The organism is Geomonas limicola, from assembly GCF_014193675.1.
In the GTDB taxonomy this organism is placed as follows: domain Bacteria; phylum Desulfobacterota; class Desulfuromonadia; order Geobacterales; family Geobacteraceae; genus Geomonas; species Geomonas limicola.
In genome coordinates, this window is the sequence record NZ_BLXZ01000002.1 from 701,955 (window position 1) to 721,394 (window position 19,440).

17 protein-coding genes and 1 pseudogene are annotated in these 19,440 nt (G+C 55.6%); all 18 read left to right on the forward strand.

Going from position 1 to position 19,440, the window contains the following annotated elements; genetic code table 11:
• Nucleotides 1–52: 52 nt before the first annotated feature.
• The 18 genes and pseudogenes from H7688_RS06800 to H7688_RS06885 all read left to right on the forward strand — a co-directional run bounded on the left by H7688_RS06800 (nucleotide 53) and on the right by H7688_RS06885 (nucleotide 19,313).
• On the forward strand, nucleotides 53–460 hold the full coding sequence (locus H7688_RS06800) for a cupin domain-containing protein (RefSeq protein WP_183360298.1): 408 nt from the start codon (nucleotides 53–55) through the stop codon (nucleotides 458–460).
• A 14-nt stretch (nucleotides 461–474) separates the two neighbouring features.
• A complete protein-coding gene (locus H7688_RS06805) occupies nucleotides 475–1,761 on the forward strand; it encodes a multidrug effflux MFS transporter (RefSeq protein WP_183360299.1) in 1,287 nt (428 codons plus the stop codon).
• A complete protein-coding gene (locus H7688_RS06810) occupies nucleotides 1,761–2,897 on the forward strand; it encodes an MBL fold metallo-hydrolase (protein WP_183360300.1) in 1,137 nt (378 codons plus the stop codon). The genes H7688_RS06805 and H7688_RS06810 overlap by 1 nt, the downstream gene beginning before the upstream one ends.
• 208 nt (nucleotides 2,898–3,105) lie before the next feature.
• The gene (locus tag H7688_RS06815; RefSeq protein ID WP_183360301.1) at nucleotides 3,106–4,350 is read left to right on the forward strand and encodes an MFS transporter; all 1,245 of its coding nucleotides are present in this window, start codon (nucleotides 3,106–3,108) and stop codon (nucleotides 4,348–4,350) included.
• 64 nt (nucleotides 4,351–4,414) lie between these two features.
• Nucleotides 4,415–5,245, forward strand: a complete 831-nt coding sequence (locus H7688_RS06820) for an SDR family oxidoreductase (protein WP_183360302.1) — start codon at nucleotides 4,415–4,417, stop codon at nucleotides 5,243–5,245.
• Nucleotides 5,246–5,356: 111 nt separating this feature from the next.
• Nucleotides 5,357–6,544: an iron-containing alcohol dehydrogenase gene (locus tag H7688_RS06825; RefSeq protein ID WP_183360303.1), complete on the forward strand. Its 1,188-nt coding sequence runs from the start codon at nucleotides 5,357–5,359 to the stop codon at nucleotides 6,542–6,544.
• A gap of 372 nt (nucleotides 6,545–6,916) precedes the next feature.
• Nucleotides 6,917–8,080: an aldo/keto reductase gene (locus H7688_RS06830; RefSeq protein ID WP_183360304.1), complete on the forward strand. Its 1,164-nt coding sequence runs from the start codon at nucleotides 6,917–6,919 to the stop codon at nucleotides 8,078–8,080.
• A gap of 153 nt (nucleotides 8,081–8,233) precedes the next feature.
• Nucleotides 8,234–8,740 carry a flavodoxin gene (locus H7688_RS06835; protein WP_183360305.1) on the forward strand — a complete coding sequence of 169 codons (507 nt, stop codon included), beginning with the start codon at nucleotides 8,234–8,236 and terminating at the stop codon, nucleotides 8,738–8,740.
• A 137-nt stretch (nucleotides 8,741–8,877) separates the two neighbouring features.
• Nucleotides 8,878–9,471, forward strand: a complete 594-nt coding sequence (locus tag H7688_RS06840; RefSeq protein WP_183360306.1) for an NAD(P)H-binding protein — start codon at nucleotides 8,878–8,880, stop codon at nucleotides 9,469–9,471.
• Between the two features lie 27 nt (nucleotides 9,472–9,498).
• The gene (locus tag H7688_RS06845) at nucleotides 9,499–10,047 is read left to right on the forward strand and encodes a hypothetical protein (protein WP_183360307.1); all 549 of its coding nucleotides are present in this window, start codon (nucleotides 9,499–9,501) and stop codon (nucleotides 10,045–10,047) included.
• Nucleotides 10,048–10,118: 71 nt separating this feature from the next.
• Nucleotides 10,119–10,739 carry a flavodoxin family protein gene (locus H7688_RS06850; protein WP_183360308.1) on the forward strand — a complete coding sequence of 207 codons (621 nt, stop codon included), beginning with the start codon at nucleotides 10,119–10,121 and terminating at the stop codon, nucleotides 10,737–10,739.
• A gap of 231 nt (nucleotides 10,740–10,970) precedes the next feature.
• Entirely contained in the window at nucleotides 10,971–11,567 is a 597-nt protein-coding gene (locus tag H7688_RS06855) for a TetR/AcrR family transcriptional regulator (RefSeq protein ID WP_183360309.1), read from the forward strand.
• Between the two features lie 144 nt (nucleotides 11,568–11,711).
• Nucleotides 11,712–11,804 (forward strand): annotated as a pseudogene (locus tag H7688_RS22900) (4Fe-4S binding protein); the annotation flags it as partial.
• A 195-nt stretch (nucleotides 11,805–11,999) separates the two neighbouring features.
• Nucleotides 12,000–13,142, forward strand: a complete 1,143-nt coding sequence (locus tag H7688_RS06865; protein WP_183360310.1) for an efflux RND transporter periplasmic adaptor subunit — start codon at nucleotides 12,000–12,002, stop codon at nucleotides 13,140–13,142.
• Between the two features lie 2 nt (nucleotides 13,143–13,144).
• A complete protein-coding gene (locus tag H7688_RS06870) occupies nucleotides 13,145–16,240 on the forward strand; it encodes an efflux RND transporter permease subunit (RefSeq protein WP_183360311.1) in 3,096 nt (1,031 codons plus the stop codon).
• On the forward strand, nucleotides 16,222–17,634 hold the full coding sequence (gene adeC / locus H7688_RS06875) for an AdeC/AdeK/OprM family multidrug efflux complex outer membrane factor (protein ID WP_183360312.1): 1,413 nt from the start codon (nucleotides 16,222–16,224) through the stop codon (nucleotides 17,632–17,634). Before H7688_RS06870 ends, adeC begins: the two co-directional genes overlap by 19 nt.
• Before the next feature lie 132 nt (nucleotides 17,635–17,766).
• Nucleotides 17,767–18,840, forward strand: a complete 1,074-nt coding sequence (locus H7688_RS06880) for an NADH:flavin oxidoreductase (RefSeq protein WP_183360313.1) — start codon at nucleotides 17,767–17,769, stop codon at nucleotides 18,838–18,840.
• 92 nt (nucleotides 18,841–18,932) lie between these two features.
• The gene (locus H7688_RS06885) at nucleotides 18,933–19,313 is read left to right on the forward strand and encodes a PaaI family thioesterase (protein ID WP_246329729.1); all 381 of its coding nucleotides are present in this window, start codon (nucleotides 18,933–18,935) and stop codon (nucleotides 19,311–19,313) included.
• The last annotated feature ends 127 nt before the right edge of the window (nucleotides 19,314–19,440 follow it).

The window sequence follows — 19,440 nt, forward strand, 5'->3', positions numbered from 1 at the left end:
TGCTTTATCACGGAATAAAACCGCCAGAAACTGAAGATATAAAGGGAACACCATGAAAAAAAACGATCTTAGCACCAGCGTGATTTTTCCCGTTGGAGAAAAGTTGGTTAACCCGAATTTCAACGGAACCGTGTGGCTCAACATGCTGACCCCGTTTGGCTCGGCCCTTCCCATCGGGAATGTGACCTTCGAGCCGGGATGCCGCAACAGCTGGCACACGCATGCAGGTGGCCAGATCCTCCTGGTGACCGGCGGCAGAGGCTACTATCAGGAATGGGGTAAGCCGGCACAAGAACTTCACGCCGGAGATGTCGTCACCATTGGCGCCGACGTCAAGCATTGGCATGGCGCCGCTAAGGACAGCTGGTTTGTGCACCTCGCCATAGAGGTTCACCCAGAAAAAGGTCCGGCAACCTGGCTGGAACCGGTAGCCGATGATGATTACAACGCATTGAAATAGCAGGACAGTAAATAATGAACAAGAGAATAACAACAAGCAGCCTGAGGGGCTCGGATGACGGAGCTTTAATGCCGGCGGCTCCGGGGTGGCATGTTCTTGCCGTTCTCAGCCTGCTGATGGGGTTCGCCTCGATTTCCACCGATCTTTATCTCCCCGCCATGCCGGTGATGAGTCGTTCTCTGCACGCGAGCGAGGGCTTGGTCGAGTTGACGATCTCCGGCTACCTTATCGGCTTCAGTTTTGGGCAACTGCTGTGGGGGCCGATCAGTGACCGGTATGGCCGCCGCCCCTCAGTGGCAATCGGACTGGTGCTTTTCGTGATCGGCTCGGCTGGTTGTGCTCTTTCGGAAAGCGCACTGGTTATGATTGGTTGGCGTGTTGTGCAAGCTCTTGGTGCCTGCGCCAGTGTTGCCTTGTCACGCGCCATGGTGAGGGATCTTTACGAAGGGGTCCGTGCCGCTCAGATGTTGTCCATACTCATAACGGTGATGGCGGTCGCTCCGCTCGTCGGGCCGCTGGTGGGCGGGCAAATCGTAGCCCATGCCGGATGGCGGGCCATTTTCTGGACGCTGGTCGGCATCGGTATCGTGACCTTCGTTGCACTGTTCACAATTTCTGAAACCTTGCCTGCTGAGCGGCGCAACCACGAACCGCTGGGCGGAGCAATGGCCCGTTACGGCGAACTTTTACGTGACCGTCGAATTCTGGGCTATTTAGGGACGGGCGGCTTCTTCTATGCCGGCATGTTCGCTTACGTGGCGGGCACGCCATTCACCTATATCACCTATTACCATGTGCCAGAACAGCTTTACGGCCTGCTGTTCGGTCTCGGTATCGTCGGCATCATGGGTTCCAATATTCTGAACTCCTACTTGGTTCCGCGGTTCGGCTATGACCGGATGCTTCTGGCCGGCACGATCATCGCGGCGTTCTCGGCCGTCATGGTGGCGCTGTTCGCCCACTTCGGATGGGGCGGACTTTGGGGGTTGGTCGTTTCGTTGTTCGTGTTTGTTTCTGCGACCGGCTTCATCGTCGCCAACTCGATCACCGGTGCCTTAAACAACTTTCCGGGACGCGCCGGTGCCGTGTCCGCGCTCGTCGGTGCGGTTCAGTACGGTAGCGGCATAATCGGCTCCGGAATAGTTGGCATCTTCGCCAACGGGACGCCCTGGCCGATGGGCCTGGTGATTGCGTTATGCGGGATAGGAAGCTTGCTTTCCATGCGGCTGCTCTACCCGGTCACCGGGCGTGATGATGGAAGGTGCCTACCGGTGCCGCTTGAGGTCACGGAGCTGAACTGATGAGGCAAACCCTGTTCATTACCCTGGCGTTTGGAACTCTTATTCTTATGGCGACCACGATACTCACGAATAACAGCAGCGCTGCCGCCCATACCCGGTCGGCGCTGTCCCTGGAGTGCGAACAGAATCATCCCGTCAAGGTGACCAAAGGTGGCAAGCTTGAACATGCGCGCATCCTCTGGGACTTCTTTTTCAATAAACCGGCGTACACCCGCCCGACCGGGAAAATCCCGGTCCAGAGAGTGACTGGGGAGGAGTTGCAGAACGCGCCGAACGGCACGGTCTATCGCCTGGGACACTCGACCGTCCTGCTGAAACTCGACGATGCCTTCTGGCTCACCGACCCTATTTTTTCAGACCGGGCATCGCCTCTCCGATTTTTTGGCCCGGAACGGTTTCACGCGCCCCCGATCAGCATTGCCGAGCTTCCCCCGATCAAGGCGGTGATCATTTCACACGACCATTACGACCACCTGGACCACGATTCCATCATGCAGCTGGCAGGCAAGGTCGAGTGCTTCCTGACGCCCCTCGGCGTGGGGGATATTCTGACTAGCTGGGGGTTGCCCGCGGCTAAGGTGAGGCAACTCGACTGGTGGCAAGGTACGGATGTCGGTGGCGTCCGTTTGGTTGCGACACCCGCGCAACACTTTTCGGGCCGCGGATTCTTCGACAGGAATCGCACCCAGTGGGCGTCATGGGTCATCCTGGCCTCCGACCGGCGGCTCTTCTTCAGTGGAGACTCCGGCTACTTTGATGGCTTCCAAAAGATCGGCGCAGCCTACGGCCCCTTCGATCTGACCATGCTCGAGGCAGGGGCCTACGATGCCAACTGGCCGGCGGTGCACATGCAGCCGGAAGAGACCATCCAGGCGCACATTGATCTCAAGGGGCAAAGGCTGCTGCCAATCCACAACGGGACCTTCGATCTGTCGATGCACTCCTGGCACGACCCGTTCGACCGGGCCGTCGCATTGGGCGAGGCTCACCATATTCCGGTCTTGACTCCAAAGATGGGGGAACCGGTCAGCATGCTCAGCACCCAGCATAGTCAACAATGGTGGGGATCTGTGGACAGTATTACAGGACCCGAAGAGATACGTGGCGAGGGGCAGCCTGCTGCCGGGAGCATTTGATCTGCACAATGGCAAGAGGATGGTGAACCTTCATGATTCATGGCGGCTCGTAAGTACTGCTCGCACATGCGGCAGCATCAAGCAGCATGGCATCTATTTCATAAACAGTTCAGCACGGCGGCTTGGCCCACATGGAGTTGTGCGGTATCCCACATAATACTGAGGGCGAAAGAGTTAAGGCTGGTATCGAGGGAAAGAGAGACGCACAATGATCAATTCACCTGTGGACAATCGAGAATCTGACAAAAGCCACTATGGCTACGTGATCGTCCTCTGCATGGCTTTGATCATGGGGGTGAATGTCGGGCTGGTCATGAGTTCCGCCGGCATCTTCTACCAGCCAGTGAGCCGTGATCTGGGCGTCTCCGTTGGCAAGTTGGGGCTTTATATGTCCTTCAACTTTCTGAGCTCTTCCCTGATGCTGTCCATCGCGGGAAGGCTGATGGACAAGTACAGCGCAAGGATGCTGTTGACGCTCAGTTCAGCAGTTCTCGGGTTCACCGTCGGAGCCATGGGACTCTGCAATGCGGTGTGGCAGTTTTACATTGCCGGGAGCGTTATCGGTATCACCCTTTCCTTTCTGCTGTACCTAAGCTTTCCGACAATGATTAACCGCTGGTTCAAGAGTAGGGTCGGCTTTTTCATCGGCATTTGCAGCGCAGCTTCCGGTATTGGCGGTATTCTGTTCAATCCTATGGGGGGGTATCTCATCACGCATTATGGGTGGCGGTCTACCTATATGCTGTTCGGTGGGGTCATCCTTCTCTTGGTTACTCCGCTTATTGGGCTGCTGTTGCGCAATTATCCCGAGGATATTGGATTGCAGCCGCACGGGGCGAACATGCAACACGTTGCCGTCTCTGGCAGCGGAGTCGAATATTCCAACGCAATAAGAATGCCGGTCTTTTACGGACTGATCGTTTTCGCGTTTCTGATGATATCGATATCTACCCTGAACCTGTTCATTCCGAAATATGTTACGAGTCTTAACTATACATTGGAACAGGCATCATTCGCAGCCTCGGCGGTAATGGCTGGCGTCACCATCGGCAAGGTGGTCCTTGGAATGATTAATGACAAAAACAGCCTTCTGGGAGTCGCCGCAACGGTTGCTGGTGGTATCGCCGGACTTGCTTTGCTGCTAATCGGGCACGTCGGTATCTGGGCGGTCACAGCCGGTGGATTCCTATTCGGCTGGGCCTATGCCGGTGTGACGGTAGAGACTCCCATGCTGGTTCGCGCCGTCTTCGGGGATAAAGATTATGCCAAGATTTATTCCAATATTTCCATTGCGTTCGCCGTGGGAGGAGCCATCACGGCTGGGGGCTGGGGATTACTGGCAGATTTTACGTCGTTCAGGTTCATTCTGTCCCTTGGCGTCGTCTTCCTGACCATATCTGGGGGCATTGGTGTTCTGGCCCTGAAAGTCGCGAGAACGGAGACAGCCACCTGAGCCGATGGCGGGAAAAACATGTCCAGATTAACCCGTATAGAAAAGGACACAAGGAGGATTACAAATGAAAGACGTCATGATTTTGGTAGGTGCCGGGCAGATAGGCATGGCCATCGCCCGCAGAATGGGCTTCGGAATGAAGATCGTAGTCGGCGATTACAAGATGGAGAATGCTGAAGCTGTGGCCCAAATTATGACAAATGCAGGGTTCGAAGTGGTTCCCTTTGAGATGGACCTGTCGTCACGGGCCTCCATCCTGAACATGATTGCCGAGGCACAAAAACACGGCGAGATCTCCATGCTTATCAACTCGGCGGGGCTCTCCCCCAGCCAGGCTCCCGTTGAGGCAATCCTGAAGGTGGACCTTTATGGAACCGCCATCCTACTGGAGGAGGTAGGCAAGGTCATCAAGCGAGGCGGTGTCGGGGTTACGATCTCAAGCCAATCGGGGCACCGCATGCCTGCCCTCAGCGCCCAGATCGATGAACAGCTTGCAACGACACCCACCGAGGAGTTGCTCGCTCTCGATGTCCTGCAACCCGAAAACATTCAAAGCACCCTGCACGCCTATCAAATGTCGAAACGCTGCAACGTGAAACGTGTGATGGCAGAGGCCGTCAAATGGGGAGAGAGAGGCGCACGCATCAACTCGATCTCTCCAGGCATCGTGGTCACCCCGCTCGCCATTGATGAGTTCAACGGTCCTCGGGGCGATTTTTACAAAAATATGTTCGCTAATTGCCCGGCTGGTCGCCCCGGAACGGCCGATGAGATTGCCAATGTCGCCGAACTGCTCATGAGCCATCAGGGTGCCTTCATCACCGGTGCCGATTTTCTGGTCGACGGCGGTGCCACGGCATCCTTTTTTTATGGACCGCTGAAACCTAAAGAGTGACAGCCTTTGTCTGAAAACCACTCAAACGCGTCGGGAATTTACCGCTACGTGAGTTAAACAGCAGCCTATACAACTTCTGGAGAATTTTAAGAAGTCAAACAAGGAGAAAACATGAATTTCGAAGCCTATAATCCAACCCGCCTTGTCTTCGGGGCCGGTAGCCTTGCAAAACTTGGGGAGATAGCAAGCAAGTACGGCAAAAAAGCTCTGATCGTGACCGGTGGCAACAGCGTCAAGCGCAGCGGCGTGTTTGACCGTGCCATGGAAAGCCTGAAGGCTGCGGGTGTGTCGGCAGTCGAGTGTTCCGGTATCGAACCGAACCCTAGGATTACTTCGGTGAAACGGGGTGCGGACATCGCGCGCAAGGAGAACTGCGACGTGGTCATCGCCCTAGGCGGAGGCAGTGCCATGGACGCATCCAAGGTCATCGCGGCGGCAGCCCTTTATGACGGCGACCCCTGGAATCTGATCGCCCACGGACAGGAAAACTGGGCAATTCCGACACAGGCTCTGCCGGTCATCACGGTTCCGACCCTTGCGGCCACCGGCTCGGAAATGAACTGCGGAGCAGTCATCAGTAACGATGAAACGAAGGTGAAATCGTTTGTGTCGACCGAATGCCTCTTCCCTAAGGTCGCCCTGGTTGATCCGGAGTTGACGTTGACCGTGCCGAAGGATCAGACCGCCTACGGTGTCTGCGACATCATCACCCATGTGACCGAAGGATACTTCAACGGCGTTGACGGAACCCCCATCCAGGACCGGTTTGCCGAAGGCGTCATCATCAACGCCATTGAATGGGGTAAAAAAGCCGTGGCCGACGGCACCGACCTGGAAGCCCGCGCCCAGGTGCAGTGGGCCTCCATCGTCGCGCTGAACGGTTGGGTTCAGGCGGGTGTCCACATGGTTCCCCCGGTGCACATGATCGAGCACGCCCTTTCTGCCCACCACGACATCACGCACGGCGCCGGCCTGGCTATCGTCAACCCGGCCTGGATGCGTTTTGCCGCCAAATCCCGTCCCGAGCGTTTCGCCCAGTTTGCCCAAAGGGTGTTTGGCCTGACGCCCGACGGTAAGGACGACCTGACCTTAGCCATGGAGGGCATTAACGCTTACGTATTATTCCTGAAGGAAATCGGCTGTCCCACGACCCTGGCTGAGGTGGGTATCGGCGACGAGCTTTTCGAGCAGTACGCCAAGGATGCTGCGCTCGTGGTGCATGACGAAGAAGGGAACCTCTTGGGCCGTCCTCCGATGAACGAAAAGGACATTGTCGAAGTCCTGCGTACTGCACTATAAGGCAATCGCACGTGGGAGCTTCATACGGTAATACACAACCCATGTTCCCAAACTTCTAATCAGTGCCATGTTGAACTAAAGCTGGCGCGTTATCTTCGATTGTTCGACCTATCTATGCTGATCAACAGCGAAGACGGCCATTTGGCCGCCTTCGCTGAGTATGGTCCACCAGACAATGATATGGTCTGAGCTTCCAAAGGTAGTTCTCCCCGTAACTTCTCCCTCCCACCCCATGAACAAGTGTAAAGGTTGTCTTCACCCTCGCACTATTGAGCAAGAATTGCAGAGAATCGGTCTATCGCTCCGGATTTTTTTAAGTATAAAATCTGACTATCCAAGGTAGAGCTGGACAGGTGAAAGGAGAAAACGTGTATGAGCAAGACTTCAATCAACAAGCAAAATGCGAACGACAGCTTTAGCCTTGATCGCCGTGAATTCATTATGGCAGGACTGGCGGTGGCAGCTACCGCAATGCTCCCGCATATCGCCTTCAGTGCTCCATCGAAACCCAAGGCACTTGCCCGCCGCAAACTCGGATCGCTGGAAGTCTCGGCACTAGGATTGGGCTGCATGAGTATGAATAGCGGCAATTACAATCCGCCCAGGGACAAACGCGAAATGACTCGGCTCATTCATGCAGCCGTGGATCGAGGCATAACCTATTTTGATACGGCTGAGGTTTACGGCCCGTTCGTCAACGAAACACTGGTAGGAGAAGCGCTCGTTCCCTTCAAGGGTAAGGTGGTGATCGGCACTAAATTCGGCTGGGACATCGATTACCTGACGGGGCGACGCACAGGGGGCTTGAATAGCCGTCCGGAGCACATCAGGGCTGTCGTGGAGGCTTCTCTAAAACGCCTGCGGGTCGAAACGATCGATCTACTTTACCAGCACCGGGTCGATCCCAAAGTTCCTATCGAGGATGTCGCCGGCACCGTGAAAGGCCTCATAGCGGAAGGAAAGGTGAAGCATTTCGGCCTCTCCGAGCCGGGAATCCAGACACTGCGCCGTGCACATGCCGTCCAGCCGGTCACAGCTGTGCAAAACGAATACTCGCTACTGTGGCGAGGTCCGGAGAAAGAAGAGCTCGCCATATTCGAGGAGCTCGGAATCGGCTTGGTTGCCTGGAGCCCCCTTGGCGTTGGCTTTCTTACCGGCGCCATTGATGAAAAAACCAGATTTGATAAACCCGGTTACACGGACTATCGCCTGACCAATCCGCGCTTTACCCCTGAAGCGCTCAAGGCAAACATGCCCCTGATCGATCTGCTACGCGAATGGGCGCGGCGTAAGGAAGCCACCCCAGCACAGATCGCCCTTGCCTGGCTGCTGGCCCAAAAACCGTGGATCGTGCCCATACCGGGAACAACGAGCCTCCGGCATTTGGATGAGGACCTCGGAGCACTTGCAGTAAATTTCACACCGACAGAACTAGGCGAGCTCAATAATGCTGCTTCGAGAATTGTAGTGCACGGGGAACGGCTGCGTAAAGGGTTGCTGGAAATGTCGGGGCAAGAAGCCCCACTAAAGAACTAGAAGTTCTGCCGCGCTGATAGAACCTGTCTGAGTTGCCTTGCGGGCTAACTATACACGACATCACGGTCCCTGAGACTGACGAGGGGGTGATGATGAAGGATGAATTATTGATTGTTATGTTTGATTAACCTAAGCGCAAGGAATAAAGCAATTATGAGAAGCAGGGTCGAGGCAAAAACCGGTAACTGGAAAGTGTTAACCATTTACTTTTCTCACTCCGGCAACACGCGGGAATGCGCCAGCCAGATTCACGAGCGGCTGGGGGGCGATTTAGTCGAGATCGTTCCGGTAGACCCGTACCCTCAGGATTACGATAAGGTTGTGGACCAAGCGAAGCGGGAACTAATGACGGGATATAAACCCCTATTGATGACAAATATTGAGAACATAGAGTCCTATGACATCCTATTTGTAGGATCACCCAACTGGTGGAACTCGGTGGCTCCACCAATTATGACTTTTTTGAGCCAGTGTGATTTAACAGGAAAAGCGATCTTTCCATTTATTACCCACGAAGGAACCGGCTTGGGACAAAGCGCCGCGGATATTGCCAGACTTTGTCCAAACGCCACGATACTCGAAGGCTTGGCGGTTCGAGGAAAAGAAGCAAAAAGAGCACAATCCCAAATTTCAGATTGGTTGCGAAAACTCGGGATGTGAGAACCGTGGTGCGATACAGAGGCCGCATTGGGGACCCCTGTCGACATCACCACTCCGGTGAAACCAAGCTGGAGGAACGGCATGGCTCTGAGCATACTTGGGTTATGCCGCACAATTTAACGTCAAGGAGATACTTCATGACTAAAGTCTTGATCCTAGGCGCCAACGGTGAGATTGCCCGTGTGGCCACTACCCTGTTCCTGGAGCACCCGAATGTCCACCTGACTCTGTATCTGCGGCGAGCTCGGAGATTGCAGGGGCTTCCTGCGGACCGGGTGGACGTGATCGAGGGAGATGTGCTGGATAGAAAAGGGCTCGAGGCTGCCATGGTTGGTCAGGACGTTGTTTATGCCAACCTCGCCGGACCGTTGGAGCAGATGGCCCGGAACATAGTCGAGACCATGAAGGCCACTGGACTGAGTCGCTTGATTTTCATAAGTTCCATGGGCATCTACGACGAAGTCCCCGGCCAGCGGCATGGCAGCATCCTGGACCCGTACCGCAAGTCAGCAGCTGTCGTCGAGGCCTCGGACCTTGACTACACCATCCTGAGGCCCGCCTGGTTGAACGACAGGGAGGAGATCAGCTACGACACCACCGACAAGGGCACACCGTTTCAAGCCGCCGACCAATCGGTATCACGCAAGAGTGTTGCGGACCTGGTCGTAAAACTGGCCACGACGCCAGGGTTGGCGATGCGTCGAAGTCTAGGCGTTCACAAGGCGAGGTGAGGTTATCGACCAAGAGGAGGTCATTCCGTGAATGAACTTGGGAGTACCGTGCTGTCTGCATGGCAGAGCTTTTACGTCATCGTCGGATCCTCCGCAGCGGCGCTTATCGGCATGCAGTTTATTGTGGTGACACTGCTGGCCAACCAGCGTCGACCTCCTACAGAAGAGACGGTGAGCGCTTTTGGGACGCCGACTGTGGTGCATTTAGCCAGTGCCTTGCTGGTCTCCTCAATTATGAGCCTTCCCTGGCCGTCGCTCTTCCCTATGACGATCACGCTTGCACTGTGCGGCCTTAGCGGGGTTGGTTACGGCGTGGTCGTGATCCGCCGTGCTCGTCGCCAGACCTATTACCAACCGGAGCGAGCAGATTGGCTTTGGTATGCACTCTTCCCGTGTAGCACCTATGCCGCACTCATGGTGGCCGCACTGTTGCTGCGAGCCACCTGCTTGATCTCCCTGTTCGCAATCGCAGCTGCGGCGCTTGGCCTCTTGCTGATCGCGATTCACAACGCCTGGGATACGGTGACACACATCGTCGTCGTCAGGTTACACGAAGATGCGGGCGACCCTGAGTAACCCACCAATTACGGCTGCTAGAAGTCATAACCATCGTGCCAATGAGCATCACTTACAAAAAGAGGAAAATCATGAAAGCTATAGCTATTAACGGAAGTCCCAGGCTGGGTGGCAATACGGAAATCCTGCTCAAGAAAGTGCTCGAACAACTGGAAGCCGCTGGTTGGAGCACCGAGTATGTGCAGATAGGTGGAAAGTCGGTACGGGGTTGCCTTGCCTGTATGAAATGCGTCGAAAAGCAGAATGGACGGTGCATTATTGAGAACGATGTCGTCAACGATTGCCTGGAAAAGATGTACTCAGCCGATGCCATCATCCTGGGCTCCCCGACCTATTTCGCTGATGTAACCTCCGAACTAAAGGCTCTGATCGATCGAGCCGGTTTTGTCGCGCTGGCCAATGGCGGAGCGTTCAGTGGCAAGATCGGAGCCGCGGTCGTTGCCGTCCGGCGCGGTGGTGCAACCAATGTCTTCGACACCATCAATCATATGTTCCTCACGTCCTCTATGATTGTCCCGGGTTCCATATACTGGAACCTGGGCGTGGGGTGCGACAAAAGCGAGGTACTCGACGACGAGGAGGCTATGCGGAATATGAGCCATCTCGGGCAGACCATTGCATGGCTTGGAGCGGCAATCACCTCTGTAGATGCTACCACCCCCTTTCCTAAGCTCGCTGTGGAGTTGCATTAGCGCTAAAACTGCCTGATCGAGTGGTCTGGGCAGGATGCGGCCCACCGCGTAGACTAAAGTACACCCGATGGTGCCTTGGTCACTGTGAGCAAAACGACCTTTCTGCTGAGTGGTTGGAAGCGACTCGGGAGCCGCTTTAGTTGCGCGGCAAGTTATGTTCTGCCGCAGGGGATGCCCTCAAACGAAAATATCCCTTGACATGTTAGACCGATCAGTCTAATTGTTGGAGCAATGAAACGAGTACATAAAAAAGAAGATATCGTTAAGGTCGGGCTCGACATCGTACTAAGCAAAGGATTCAATGCTACCGGTGTTGAAGCCATCCTGAAAAAGGCAAACATCCCCAAGGGCTCGTTTTATAACTTCTTCTCCAGCAAAGAGGATTTTGCCCTGGAGATAATCGACCAATTCTTCGCGGATCGGGTGGAAATTCTCCAACCCATATTCAACTCTGAATCCCTGCCACCGTTGGCGCGCATAAAAAAAAGCTTTGAAACCATAATGTCGGTTTTTGAAGACAATGACTGCTCCAAGGGATGCTTGCTTGGCAACCTGGGTCTGGAAATGTCGGATCACTTTGAAAAGGTCCGGCAACGCCTTGAGCAATCACTGCAAAGCTGGACAACGGAGTTGTCAGGGCTGCTTCTTCGGGCACAAAAGGAACAGACCATCCCCGCGGATATGGATGTGGAAATGCTGGCGGAAAATCTGATCTCATCTTTCCAGGGGGCGCTGCTCCGATCTAAGGTCAAAAAGTCCACGGAACCGTTAAAAAATTTCATACATCTGTATTTCGATGTCTTTCTTTCCCGGAGAGAGGGGCAGTAAAAGTACATTTTTTGGACTTGAATTAAGTAGACCGGTCTAGGCCCGGGGCGGTGGAAAGAGTTAATGTGGGGTACTGCCTTGAATATGGGTTTTCGCGGCCGTACTCACGAAGCTGGACCTTGCGCCGGATTTCACCGTTAGAAAAATCCCTGCACCGGTTGTGGCCTTTGTGTAAGCGACTGCCCTGCCGGTGCATTGAACAATGAGGGTAAAACCGATGCGATGAAATGCTCCTGAACAGCCAGTGTGTCTGTCCGTCGCCTTCATTGGCGACCACTATTTGTGCGTTCCTTGCATCGCAGCGTGCCCAATCGTCAGAACCGTGATGAGTCCATATTTTTTTATCAGCTATTACGTAGACCGGTCTAGGTGTGTGCCGTCTGTGCATCAGAGGCGAATCGGATAACGACAAGATAACTGTGAGGAACGTATATGAAAACAGCCGTATCGAAGAAGTTAAGCAGCTTGCCAAGCAGGTATCGCATAGCACTCCTCATGGGATTATTGGTTGTTATTGCCTTCGGCGTTGTTTTTGGAAAAGAACAGAAACCACTGCCTGCTGATGCGGCCCATCCTCGTATGGTCCGCGCCTTTACGGTGGGGTCTGCCGGGAGTTACTCGATGGAATATACCGGAGTGATTCACGCTCGCACGGAAAGCGATCTCGGTTTTCGCGTGCCCGGCAAGATTATAGAGAAACTCGTCAAGGCAGGAGAACACGTCAAACGCGGACAGGCTCTGATGCAACTTGATCCAACAGACCTGCGTCTGGCCACAACAGCGGCCAGAGAGGCGGTCGAAGCGGCCCGGGCACAGAACAAACGCGCCCTCGCCGATGAACTGCGCCAACGTGGGCTCGTCGCTATGAAAGCGGTATCGGTACAGGAATACGAACAGGCCAAATCAGCAGCAGACGCAACAACCGCACAACTAAATTCGGCTATTGCGTACTCGAAACAACTGGAAAACCAGGCTAGCTACGCCGTTCTCCGGGCCGATGGAGATGGCATCGTCACAGAGACCCTTGCCGATGTCGGACAGGTCGTGGGTGCGGGCACTGTGGTGGTTCGCCTCGCTCAGGACGGTGCACGCGAAGCAGTGGTCAACCTTCCCGAGGGGAATGAGAAACTTGCAGGATCTATGGCCATCGCCTCCCTTTATGCCGATCCGGCTCAGAGCTTCACTGCTAGGCTGCGCGAATTATCCGCTATGGCCGACCCTCTCACCCGAACCTACCAGGCACGCTACACACTGGGTGGTGTCGGGGCAAGCGCTCCTCTCGGTGCCACAGTGACGATTCACCTGGATGGAGAGATCGCCCGTGGCACGATGCAGCAGTTCACGATTCCGGTAGGCGCACTGTATGACGGCGGCACCGGCACGAGTGTGTGGGTGATTAATTCCAATACCTCGACATTATCGCGACGACCGGTCGAGGTGGCGAAGCTCGGCAGTGAGACAGCGCTGGTGAGCAAGGGCCTCAGGCCGGGAGAGCAAATTCTCGCGCTCGGTGCTCACCTCGTCAAGGAAGGGGAAAAAGTAACTATCCTCTCCGTCCCGGCGAAGGAGCAGTAAACATGACCCACTTCAATCTATCCGCGTTCGCAGTCCGCGAACGCGCCATTACCCTGTTTTTGATTATTGCCGTCATGGCGGCCGGTGTATATGCCTTCCTGCACCTGGGACGTGCGGAAGACCCCAAGTTCACAGTGAAAACCATGACGGTAACAGCCCTGTGGCCTGGGGCCACCGCACGGGAAATGCAGGAGCAGGTGGCAGATCGGCTGGAGAAACGTCTCCAGGAGCTTGAGTATTACGACCGGGTGGAAACCGTCGCTTCCCCCGGAATGATCTTGATGAAACTCTATCTGAAAGACACTACGGCTCCCAAGGACGTTCCGGAGGAATTCTACCAGGCACGAAAAAAGCTGGGTGACGAAAAGATCCGTCTGCCGCAGGGCGTGATCGGCCCGATTCTGAACGACGAGTTTTCCGATGTGTATTTCTCCATGTACTCGCTGTCGGCAAAGGGGCTGCCCCACCGCCAGCTCGTGCTTGAGGCGGAAGCGCTTCGCCAGCGTTTTTCCCGGATAGACGGCGTGGAGAAAGTCACCATTCTTGGCGAGCAGGATCCGAAAATCTATGTCGAGATTTCCTATAAACGTCTGGCAACGCTTGGCGTAAAGGCGACCGATTTGTTTCGTGCCTTGCAAACCCAAAACGATGTGACTCCTTCAGGCTTTGTGGATACGGCTGGACCGCGTGTCTATCTGCGGCTCGACGGCGCCCTCAACGGAGTGGAAGCCGTCAAGGCGATTCCGGTGGCAAGCGGCGGAAAACTGCTGAAAATCGGCGATGTGGCCGAGGTGATCCGAGGGTATGAAGATCCGGCTTCAAAGCAGATACGTAACCAGGGAGAGCCTTCGCTCGTCCTGGCCCTGGTGATGAAAAAAGGCTTCAACGGTCTAACTCTGGGCAACCTGCTGAAAGCCGAAGAGACGGCAATTCGCAAGGAACTGCCCGTTGGTTTGACGCTGTCAAAGGTATCGGATCAGTCCCACGTCATTTCCGAGGCCATTGGCGAATTCATGCTCAAATTCGTGGTTGCCCTTGCCGTTGTCATTGTGGTGAGCCTGGCAACGATGGGGTTCCGGGTCGGAATCGTCGTGGCTGCCGCTGTGCCGCTTACCCTTGCCGCCGTGTTCGTCATCATGCTGATCACTGGCAGGGATTTTGACCGAATCACCCTGGGGGCGTTGATCATTTCGCTGGGACTGCTGGTGGACGACGCCATCATCGCCATTGAGATGATGGTGGTCAAAATGGAACAGGACTGGGATCGAATCGAGGCAGCGACCTTTGCCTGGATATCGACGGCCGGCCCCATGCTTTCCGGCACATTGGTTACCATAGTCGGCTTCCTGCCGGTCGGCTTTGCCAAATCAACGGCAGGCGAATATGCGGGCAACATATTCTGGGTAGTGGCATTCGCATTGATCACCTCGTGGTTTGTTGCCGTCATCTTTACCCCCTATCTGGGCGTCAAGCTCCTGCCCAATATCAAGCCGATTGCGGGAGGTCATGAAGCCATTTATAACACGCCGAACTACCGGCGGCTTCGCCATATGGTGCGGCTGGTGGTCGATCATAAATGGATCGCTGCCGGGGTTACCGTTGTGCTTTTTATGTTGTCCGTGGTCGGCATGGGGTTTGTTGAAAAACAGTTTTTCCCCAACTCGGATCGCCCGGAATTGACGGTCGACGTCAACCTTCCTCCGGGCAGCGCCTTTGCCGCCACCGATAAAACCGCGAAAAACATCGAAAAAGCGATTATGGCCGAGCCGGAGGCCAGCCTGGTCACCAGTTATATCGGCCAGGGTATGCCACGCTTCATATTGCCGACGAATCCGGAACTGCCCAACCCGGCCTATGCCCAGATCGTGGTGCTGACCCAAAGCTCGGCAGCGCGTGATGCGCTCAAGAAAAAGCTGCGCACGCGCGTTGACCAGGGTGCGTTTCCGGAAGCGCGGGTGAGAGTGAAACAGTTCGTGTTCGGCCCGCCCGTGCCTTTTCCGGTGCTCTTCCGCATCATGGGGCCGGACCCGAACGAACTGCGCCGGATTGCTCGTGAGGCAAAAGCTATCATGATGGGAAATCCGAACGTGCGTGATGTACATCTGGATTGGGGCGAGTTGACTCCGAGCCAGCGTCTGGTGCTTGACCAGGATCGTCTGCGCCTGCTCGGCCTTACGCCGCAGGAAACCGGGCTTCAATTACAGGCTATTTTAAACGGTGCGCCCACCACGCAGATGCGGGACGGTATCCGCTCGGTCGATGTCGTAGTTCGCGCTCCCGGTTCCGAACGCCACAGCCTGGAAAACCTGGCCAATGTTTCCCTGACAACCAGAGACGGGCGCGCGATCCCGTTGTCGCAACTGGCACATTTTGAATCCCGTATGGAAGATCCGCTACTGAAACGTTACAACCGCGAACCGTATATCTCTGTTCAGGCGGATGCTGTCGACGGAGTTCAACCACCGGATGTAACGGCCCAGATTCTTCCCAAGCTGGCAAAGCTGAAGGCATCCCTTCCCGTGGGATACCGCATAGAAACAGGTGGCTCCGTGGAAGAGAGCAAGAAGGCCGATACGGCGCTTGGCAAGCTTTTCCCTCTAATGGTGCTGCTTATGCTGGTAATCATCATGATTCAGGTGAGGTCGTTTGCGGCTATGTTTCTGGTGTTTGCCACGGCTCCGCTTGGCCTGGTGGGGGCTGTGCCGACCATGCTCCTATTCCATCAGCCGTTCGGCTTCAATGCAATTCTGGGATTGATCGGGCTGGCGGGCATCATTATGCGCAACACGCTGATTCTCGTCGATCAGATCAAGCAAGACCAGAAAGCGGGACTGGGCGATTACGATGCCATCGTGGAATCAACCGTACGCCGGGCTCGACCGGTCGTTCTGACCGCCGTGGCTGCCATGCTTGCCTTTATTCCGCTGACGTTTTCCAGCTTCTGGGGATCAATGGCCTATGTGCTGATCGGCGGAGTCGGGGTCGGTACGATTCTGACCCTGCTCTTCCTGCCGGCGCTCTACGCAATCTGTTTCAAAGTAAAGCATCCCCAAACCGGCGCAGAGGAAGGAGGACGTGCATGTTCCGTAGAACTGTAATCCTGAGCATCGTCATCGTCTGCCTGGCCGGTTGCAGCAGCATGGCACCCAACTACAGACGGCCCGAAGCGCCGGTGGCAGCCGCCTGGCCCACCGGCCCGGCCTACAAGAACAACACCTCGGTGTCCGGCAAAGCGGTTGCCACAGATCTGAAGTGGCGCAATTTTTTCGTCGGGCCGCAACTGCAAAAGCTGATCGGTCTCGCCTTGGCCAATAACCGTGACCTCCGCGTGGCTGCGCTGAACGTGGAAAAATCGCGAGCCCAGTTCCGGATACAGAGGGCCGATATGTTGCCGACTGTCGCTGCCGCCGGCAGTGGCGCGGTGCAGCGGCTCCCGGCGGCTGTATCCCCCAGCGGGCAAGACATGATTGCCCGTAACTACAACCTGAGCCTTGGGTTGAGCAGCTACGAGATCGATCTGTTCGGCCGCGTCCAGAGTCTGAAAGATCAGGCCCTGGAGCAGTATCTCGCCACCGAACAGGCGCGCAAGAGCGTTCAGATCAGCCTGGTAGCCGAGGTGGCCAACAACTATCTTGCCCTGGCCGCCGATAGGGAACGGCTGAAACTGGCTCTTGACACCCTTGAAAGTCAACAGGCTTCCTACCGGCTGGTCCAGAGCCGCTTTACCGCCGGAGCCTCGTCGGAACTGGACCTGCGGCAGGCCCAGACCGGCGTTGAAACAGCCAGGGTGGATGTAGCACGTTACACCACCCTGGTAGCCCAGGAGGAAAACTTGCTGACCCTGGTTGTTGGCGATCAGGTTCCGACTGAGCTCTTGCCCACCGGATTCGATGCTGTGGGAACTCTGCGGGAACTGGCGGCCGGAGTGCCGTCCGAGGTGCTCCAGCGTCGTCCGGATGTCATGCAGGCCGAACTGCTTTTGAAGGCTGCCAACGCCAACATCGGAGCGGCCCGGGCCGCCTTCTTTCCGCGTATCACCCTGAATACCAGCATTGGAACATCCAGCGATCAACTGACCGGACTGTTCTCGCCCGGCTCCCTTGCCTGGGGATTTGCCCCGCAGTTCACCCTGCCGATTTTCGATTACGGCAGGAACACGGCTGGCCTGACAGCGGCCGAGCTCGACCGGGATATTTATCTGACCCGTTATGAAAAGGTGATCCAGAACGCCTTTCGGGAAGTAGCCGACGCTCTGGCCCAAAACGGGACGGTGGGAGAACAGCTACAGGCGCAACAGTCGCTCACCGAAGCCACCTCCGAGAGCTACCGGCTGTCACGGGCACGCTATGACAGCGGCTACAGCAGCTATCTGAACGTACTGGATTCGCAGCGCTCGCTGTACGGCGCCCAGCTGGGGCTGATCAGCGTCGTCTTTGCACGGCTCGCCAATCAGATCACGCTCTACAAAGTGCTGGGTGGAGGAAGCGAGTAGAGTAGTAACTACAAATTCAGGGCGGTAACCACACGCGTCAGCTGCATTGATACGTTTTATCCAAAATAAACAAAAGGGCAGCAAATCCTTTAGAGCCGCAGTTTCACATCTTCTAGGTACAAAGGAGCTAAAATGAAGACTCTGTTCGATCCAATCACCATTGCCGGAATGAAGCTAAAAAACCGTATTGTCCGTTCCGCCACCTACGACGGTTTTTCCGACCAGCAAGGGCGCCCGACGGCGAGGCTCTACAAGGTTTACGAGGATCTTGCCAAAGGAGGAGTGGGAGCCATGATCACTGGCCTTACCTCGGTAAGCGACTCGGAACCGCTTGAGAGCGGCCAGATGTCCATCCGTGACGATTCTTTCATCCCCGATTATAGGATCATGACTAATGCGGTACACAAGCACGGAGCCGCAATCATCCTACAGCTCGCCTGCATAGGGTCCCAGAGCTACCACGACGCTGGGGAAAAACCGGTTTGGGGTCCCAGTGCCGTCGAAGACCTCGTCTTTAACAAGACGCCTCGGGAAATGGGCCGGGAAGAGATCGCCCGCATGCAGGCGGACTTCGCGATGGGGGCAAGCAGAGCAAAACAGGCCGGATTCGACGCGGTGCAACTCCACTTAGCTCACGGGTATCTGCTGAGCAGGTTCCTGACCCCCTACTACAATCGACGCAGCGACGAGTACGGCGGCTCCATAGAGAACAGGGGGCGTGCGATTTTTGAAACCTGCCGTGCAGTACGCGAGAAGGTGGGACCGTCGTTCCCGGTTCTGGTCAAGATCAACAGTGAAGACTTCATAGAGCAAGGGATGACCTTCGAGGAGTGCCGATTCATCTGCAAAGGACTTGTCACCCTGGGGATTGACGCCATCGAGGTTAGCGGAGGGTATGTGTCGTCACCGCCAAGCATGGGGCCGTGCCGAAAGGAAAATGAGTATTTTGGTGTGTATGCGGAGCAACTTGCCCTGGAACTCCCGATTCCGGTGATTGCGGTTGGGGGGAACCGCGACTTCGACGCCATGACCAGGATTGTCCGGGAAAGCGGGGTTTCGGCAGTTTCCCTGTCCCGACCGCTGATCCGCGAGCCCAACCTGGTTGAGCGCTGGAAGGGAGGGGACTACGGTCGTGCGCTGTGCATTTCCTGCAACAAATGCTTCAAGCCAAATGGGACTGCTTGCGTGTTTAACAGGGAATCTTAGCGGTGGCTCTACCCTGCACCGACGAATATCTCCGCAACCTGGCTGAACTCAGTACCGTCTGCGGAATGAGTCCCTGCCCACGGGAGAACTAAATGGATCAGATCAAAATTGGAGGAAATATCGAATTCGCTGTGGTGGAACAAACACCTGAGAAGGTTGTTGCCGAAATGCCCATTCAACCGGGCATTTTAAATCCCTATGGCTCGGTCTATGCGGGTGCAATCCTGTGGTTTGCGGATGTCACCGCCACAATATTGGTGTTGGGACCCTCACGTCCAACCGAGGGCATGGTCGGTTTTCCTCTTTGCATAACGCTGAACGCGAACTTTACCGGCAACCAGAAAGTCGGGACGATGCGGGCTGTCGCTACTTTTGTCAAGAGGAGCAAAAAGGTCAACGTCGTGCGCACTACCGTCTTAGGAAAAAGCGACCGGTTGATTGCCGATGTGATAACGAACCATGTGCCGGCATAGTCCACGGACAACTTTAAGTCGGGCATCCAGCATCGGCGATTGCTCGCGGTGTACGCGGCAGTTCAATCAGACAAATAAACTTTCAACCTCGAATGGACGGTGGAATTTGCACACGTTCCAAACACAC

Excerpts from the sequence above, each read along its gene's own strand:
- H7688_RS06825 (WP_183360303.1), top strand. The coding sequence starts at position 5,357 with ATGAATTTCGAAGCCTATAATCCAACCCGCCTTGTCTTCGGGGCCGGT.
- H7688_RS06830 (WP_183360304.1), top strand. The coding sequence starts at position 6,917 with ATGAGCAAGACTTCAATCAACAAGCAAAATGCGAACGACAGCTTTAGC.
- H7688_RS06880 (WP_183360313.1), top strand. The coding sequence starts at position 17,767 with ATGAAGACTCTGTTCGATCCAATCACCATTGCCGGAATGAAGCTAAAA.
- H7688_RS06805 (WP_183360299.1), top strand. The coding sequence starts at position 475 with ATGAACAAGAGAATAACAACAAGCAGCCTGAGGGGCTCGGATGACGGA.
- H7688_RS06800 (WP_183360298.1), top strand. The coding sequence starts at position 53 with ATGAAAAAAAACGATCTTAGCACCAGCGTGATTTTTCCCGTTGGAGAA.
- H7688_RS06815 (WP_183360301.1), top strand. The coding sequence starts at position 3,106 with ATGATCAATTCACCTGTGGACAATCGAGAATCTGACAAAAGCCACTAT.
- H7688_RS06840 (WP_183360306.1), top strand. The coding sequence starts at position 8,878 with ATGACTAAAGTCTTGATCCTAGGCGCCAACGGTGAGATTGCCCGTGTG.
- H7688_RS06820 (WP_183360302.1), top strand. The coding sequence starts at position 4,415 with ATGAAAGACGTCATGATTTTGGTAGGTGCCGGGCAGATAGGCATGGCC.
- H7688_RS06835 (WP_183360305.1), top strand. The coding sequence starts at position 8,234 with ATGAGAAGCAGGGTCGAGGCAAAAACCGGTAACTGGAAAGTGTTAACC.
- H7688_RS06855 (WP_183360309.1), top strand. The coding sequence starts at position 10,971 with ATGAAACGAGTACATAAAAAAGAAGATATCGTTAAGGTCGGGCTCGAC.
- H7688_RS06850 (WP_183360308.1), top strand. The coding sequence starts at position 10,119 with ATGAAAGCTATAGCTATTAACGGAAGTCCCAGGCTGGGTGGCAATACG.
- H7688_RS06870 (WP_183360311.1), top strand. The coding sequence starts at position 13,145 with ATGACCCACTTCAATCTATCCGCGTTCGCAGTCCGCGAACGCGCCATT.
- adeC (WP_183360312.1), top strand. The coding sequence starts at position 16,222 with ATGTTCCGTAGAACTGTAATCCTGAGCATCGTCATCGTCTGCCTGGCC.
- H7688_RS06885 (WP_246329729.1), top strand. The coding sequence starts at position 18,933 with ATGGATCAGATCAAAATTGGAGGAAATATCGAATTCGCTGTGGTGGAA.
- H7688_RS06865 (WP_183360310.1), top strand. The coding sequence starts at position 12,000 with ATGAAAACAGCCGTATCGAAGAAGTTAAGCAGCTTGCCAAGCAGGTAT.
- H7688_RS06810 (WP_183360300.1), top strand. The coding sequence starts at position 1,761 with ATGAGGCAAACCCTGTTCATTACCCTGGCGTTTGGAACTCTTATTCTT.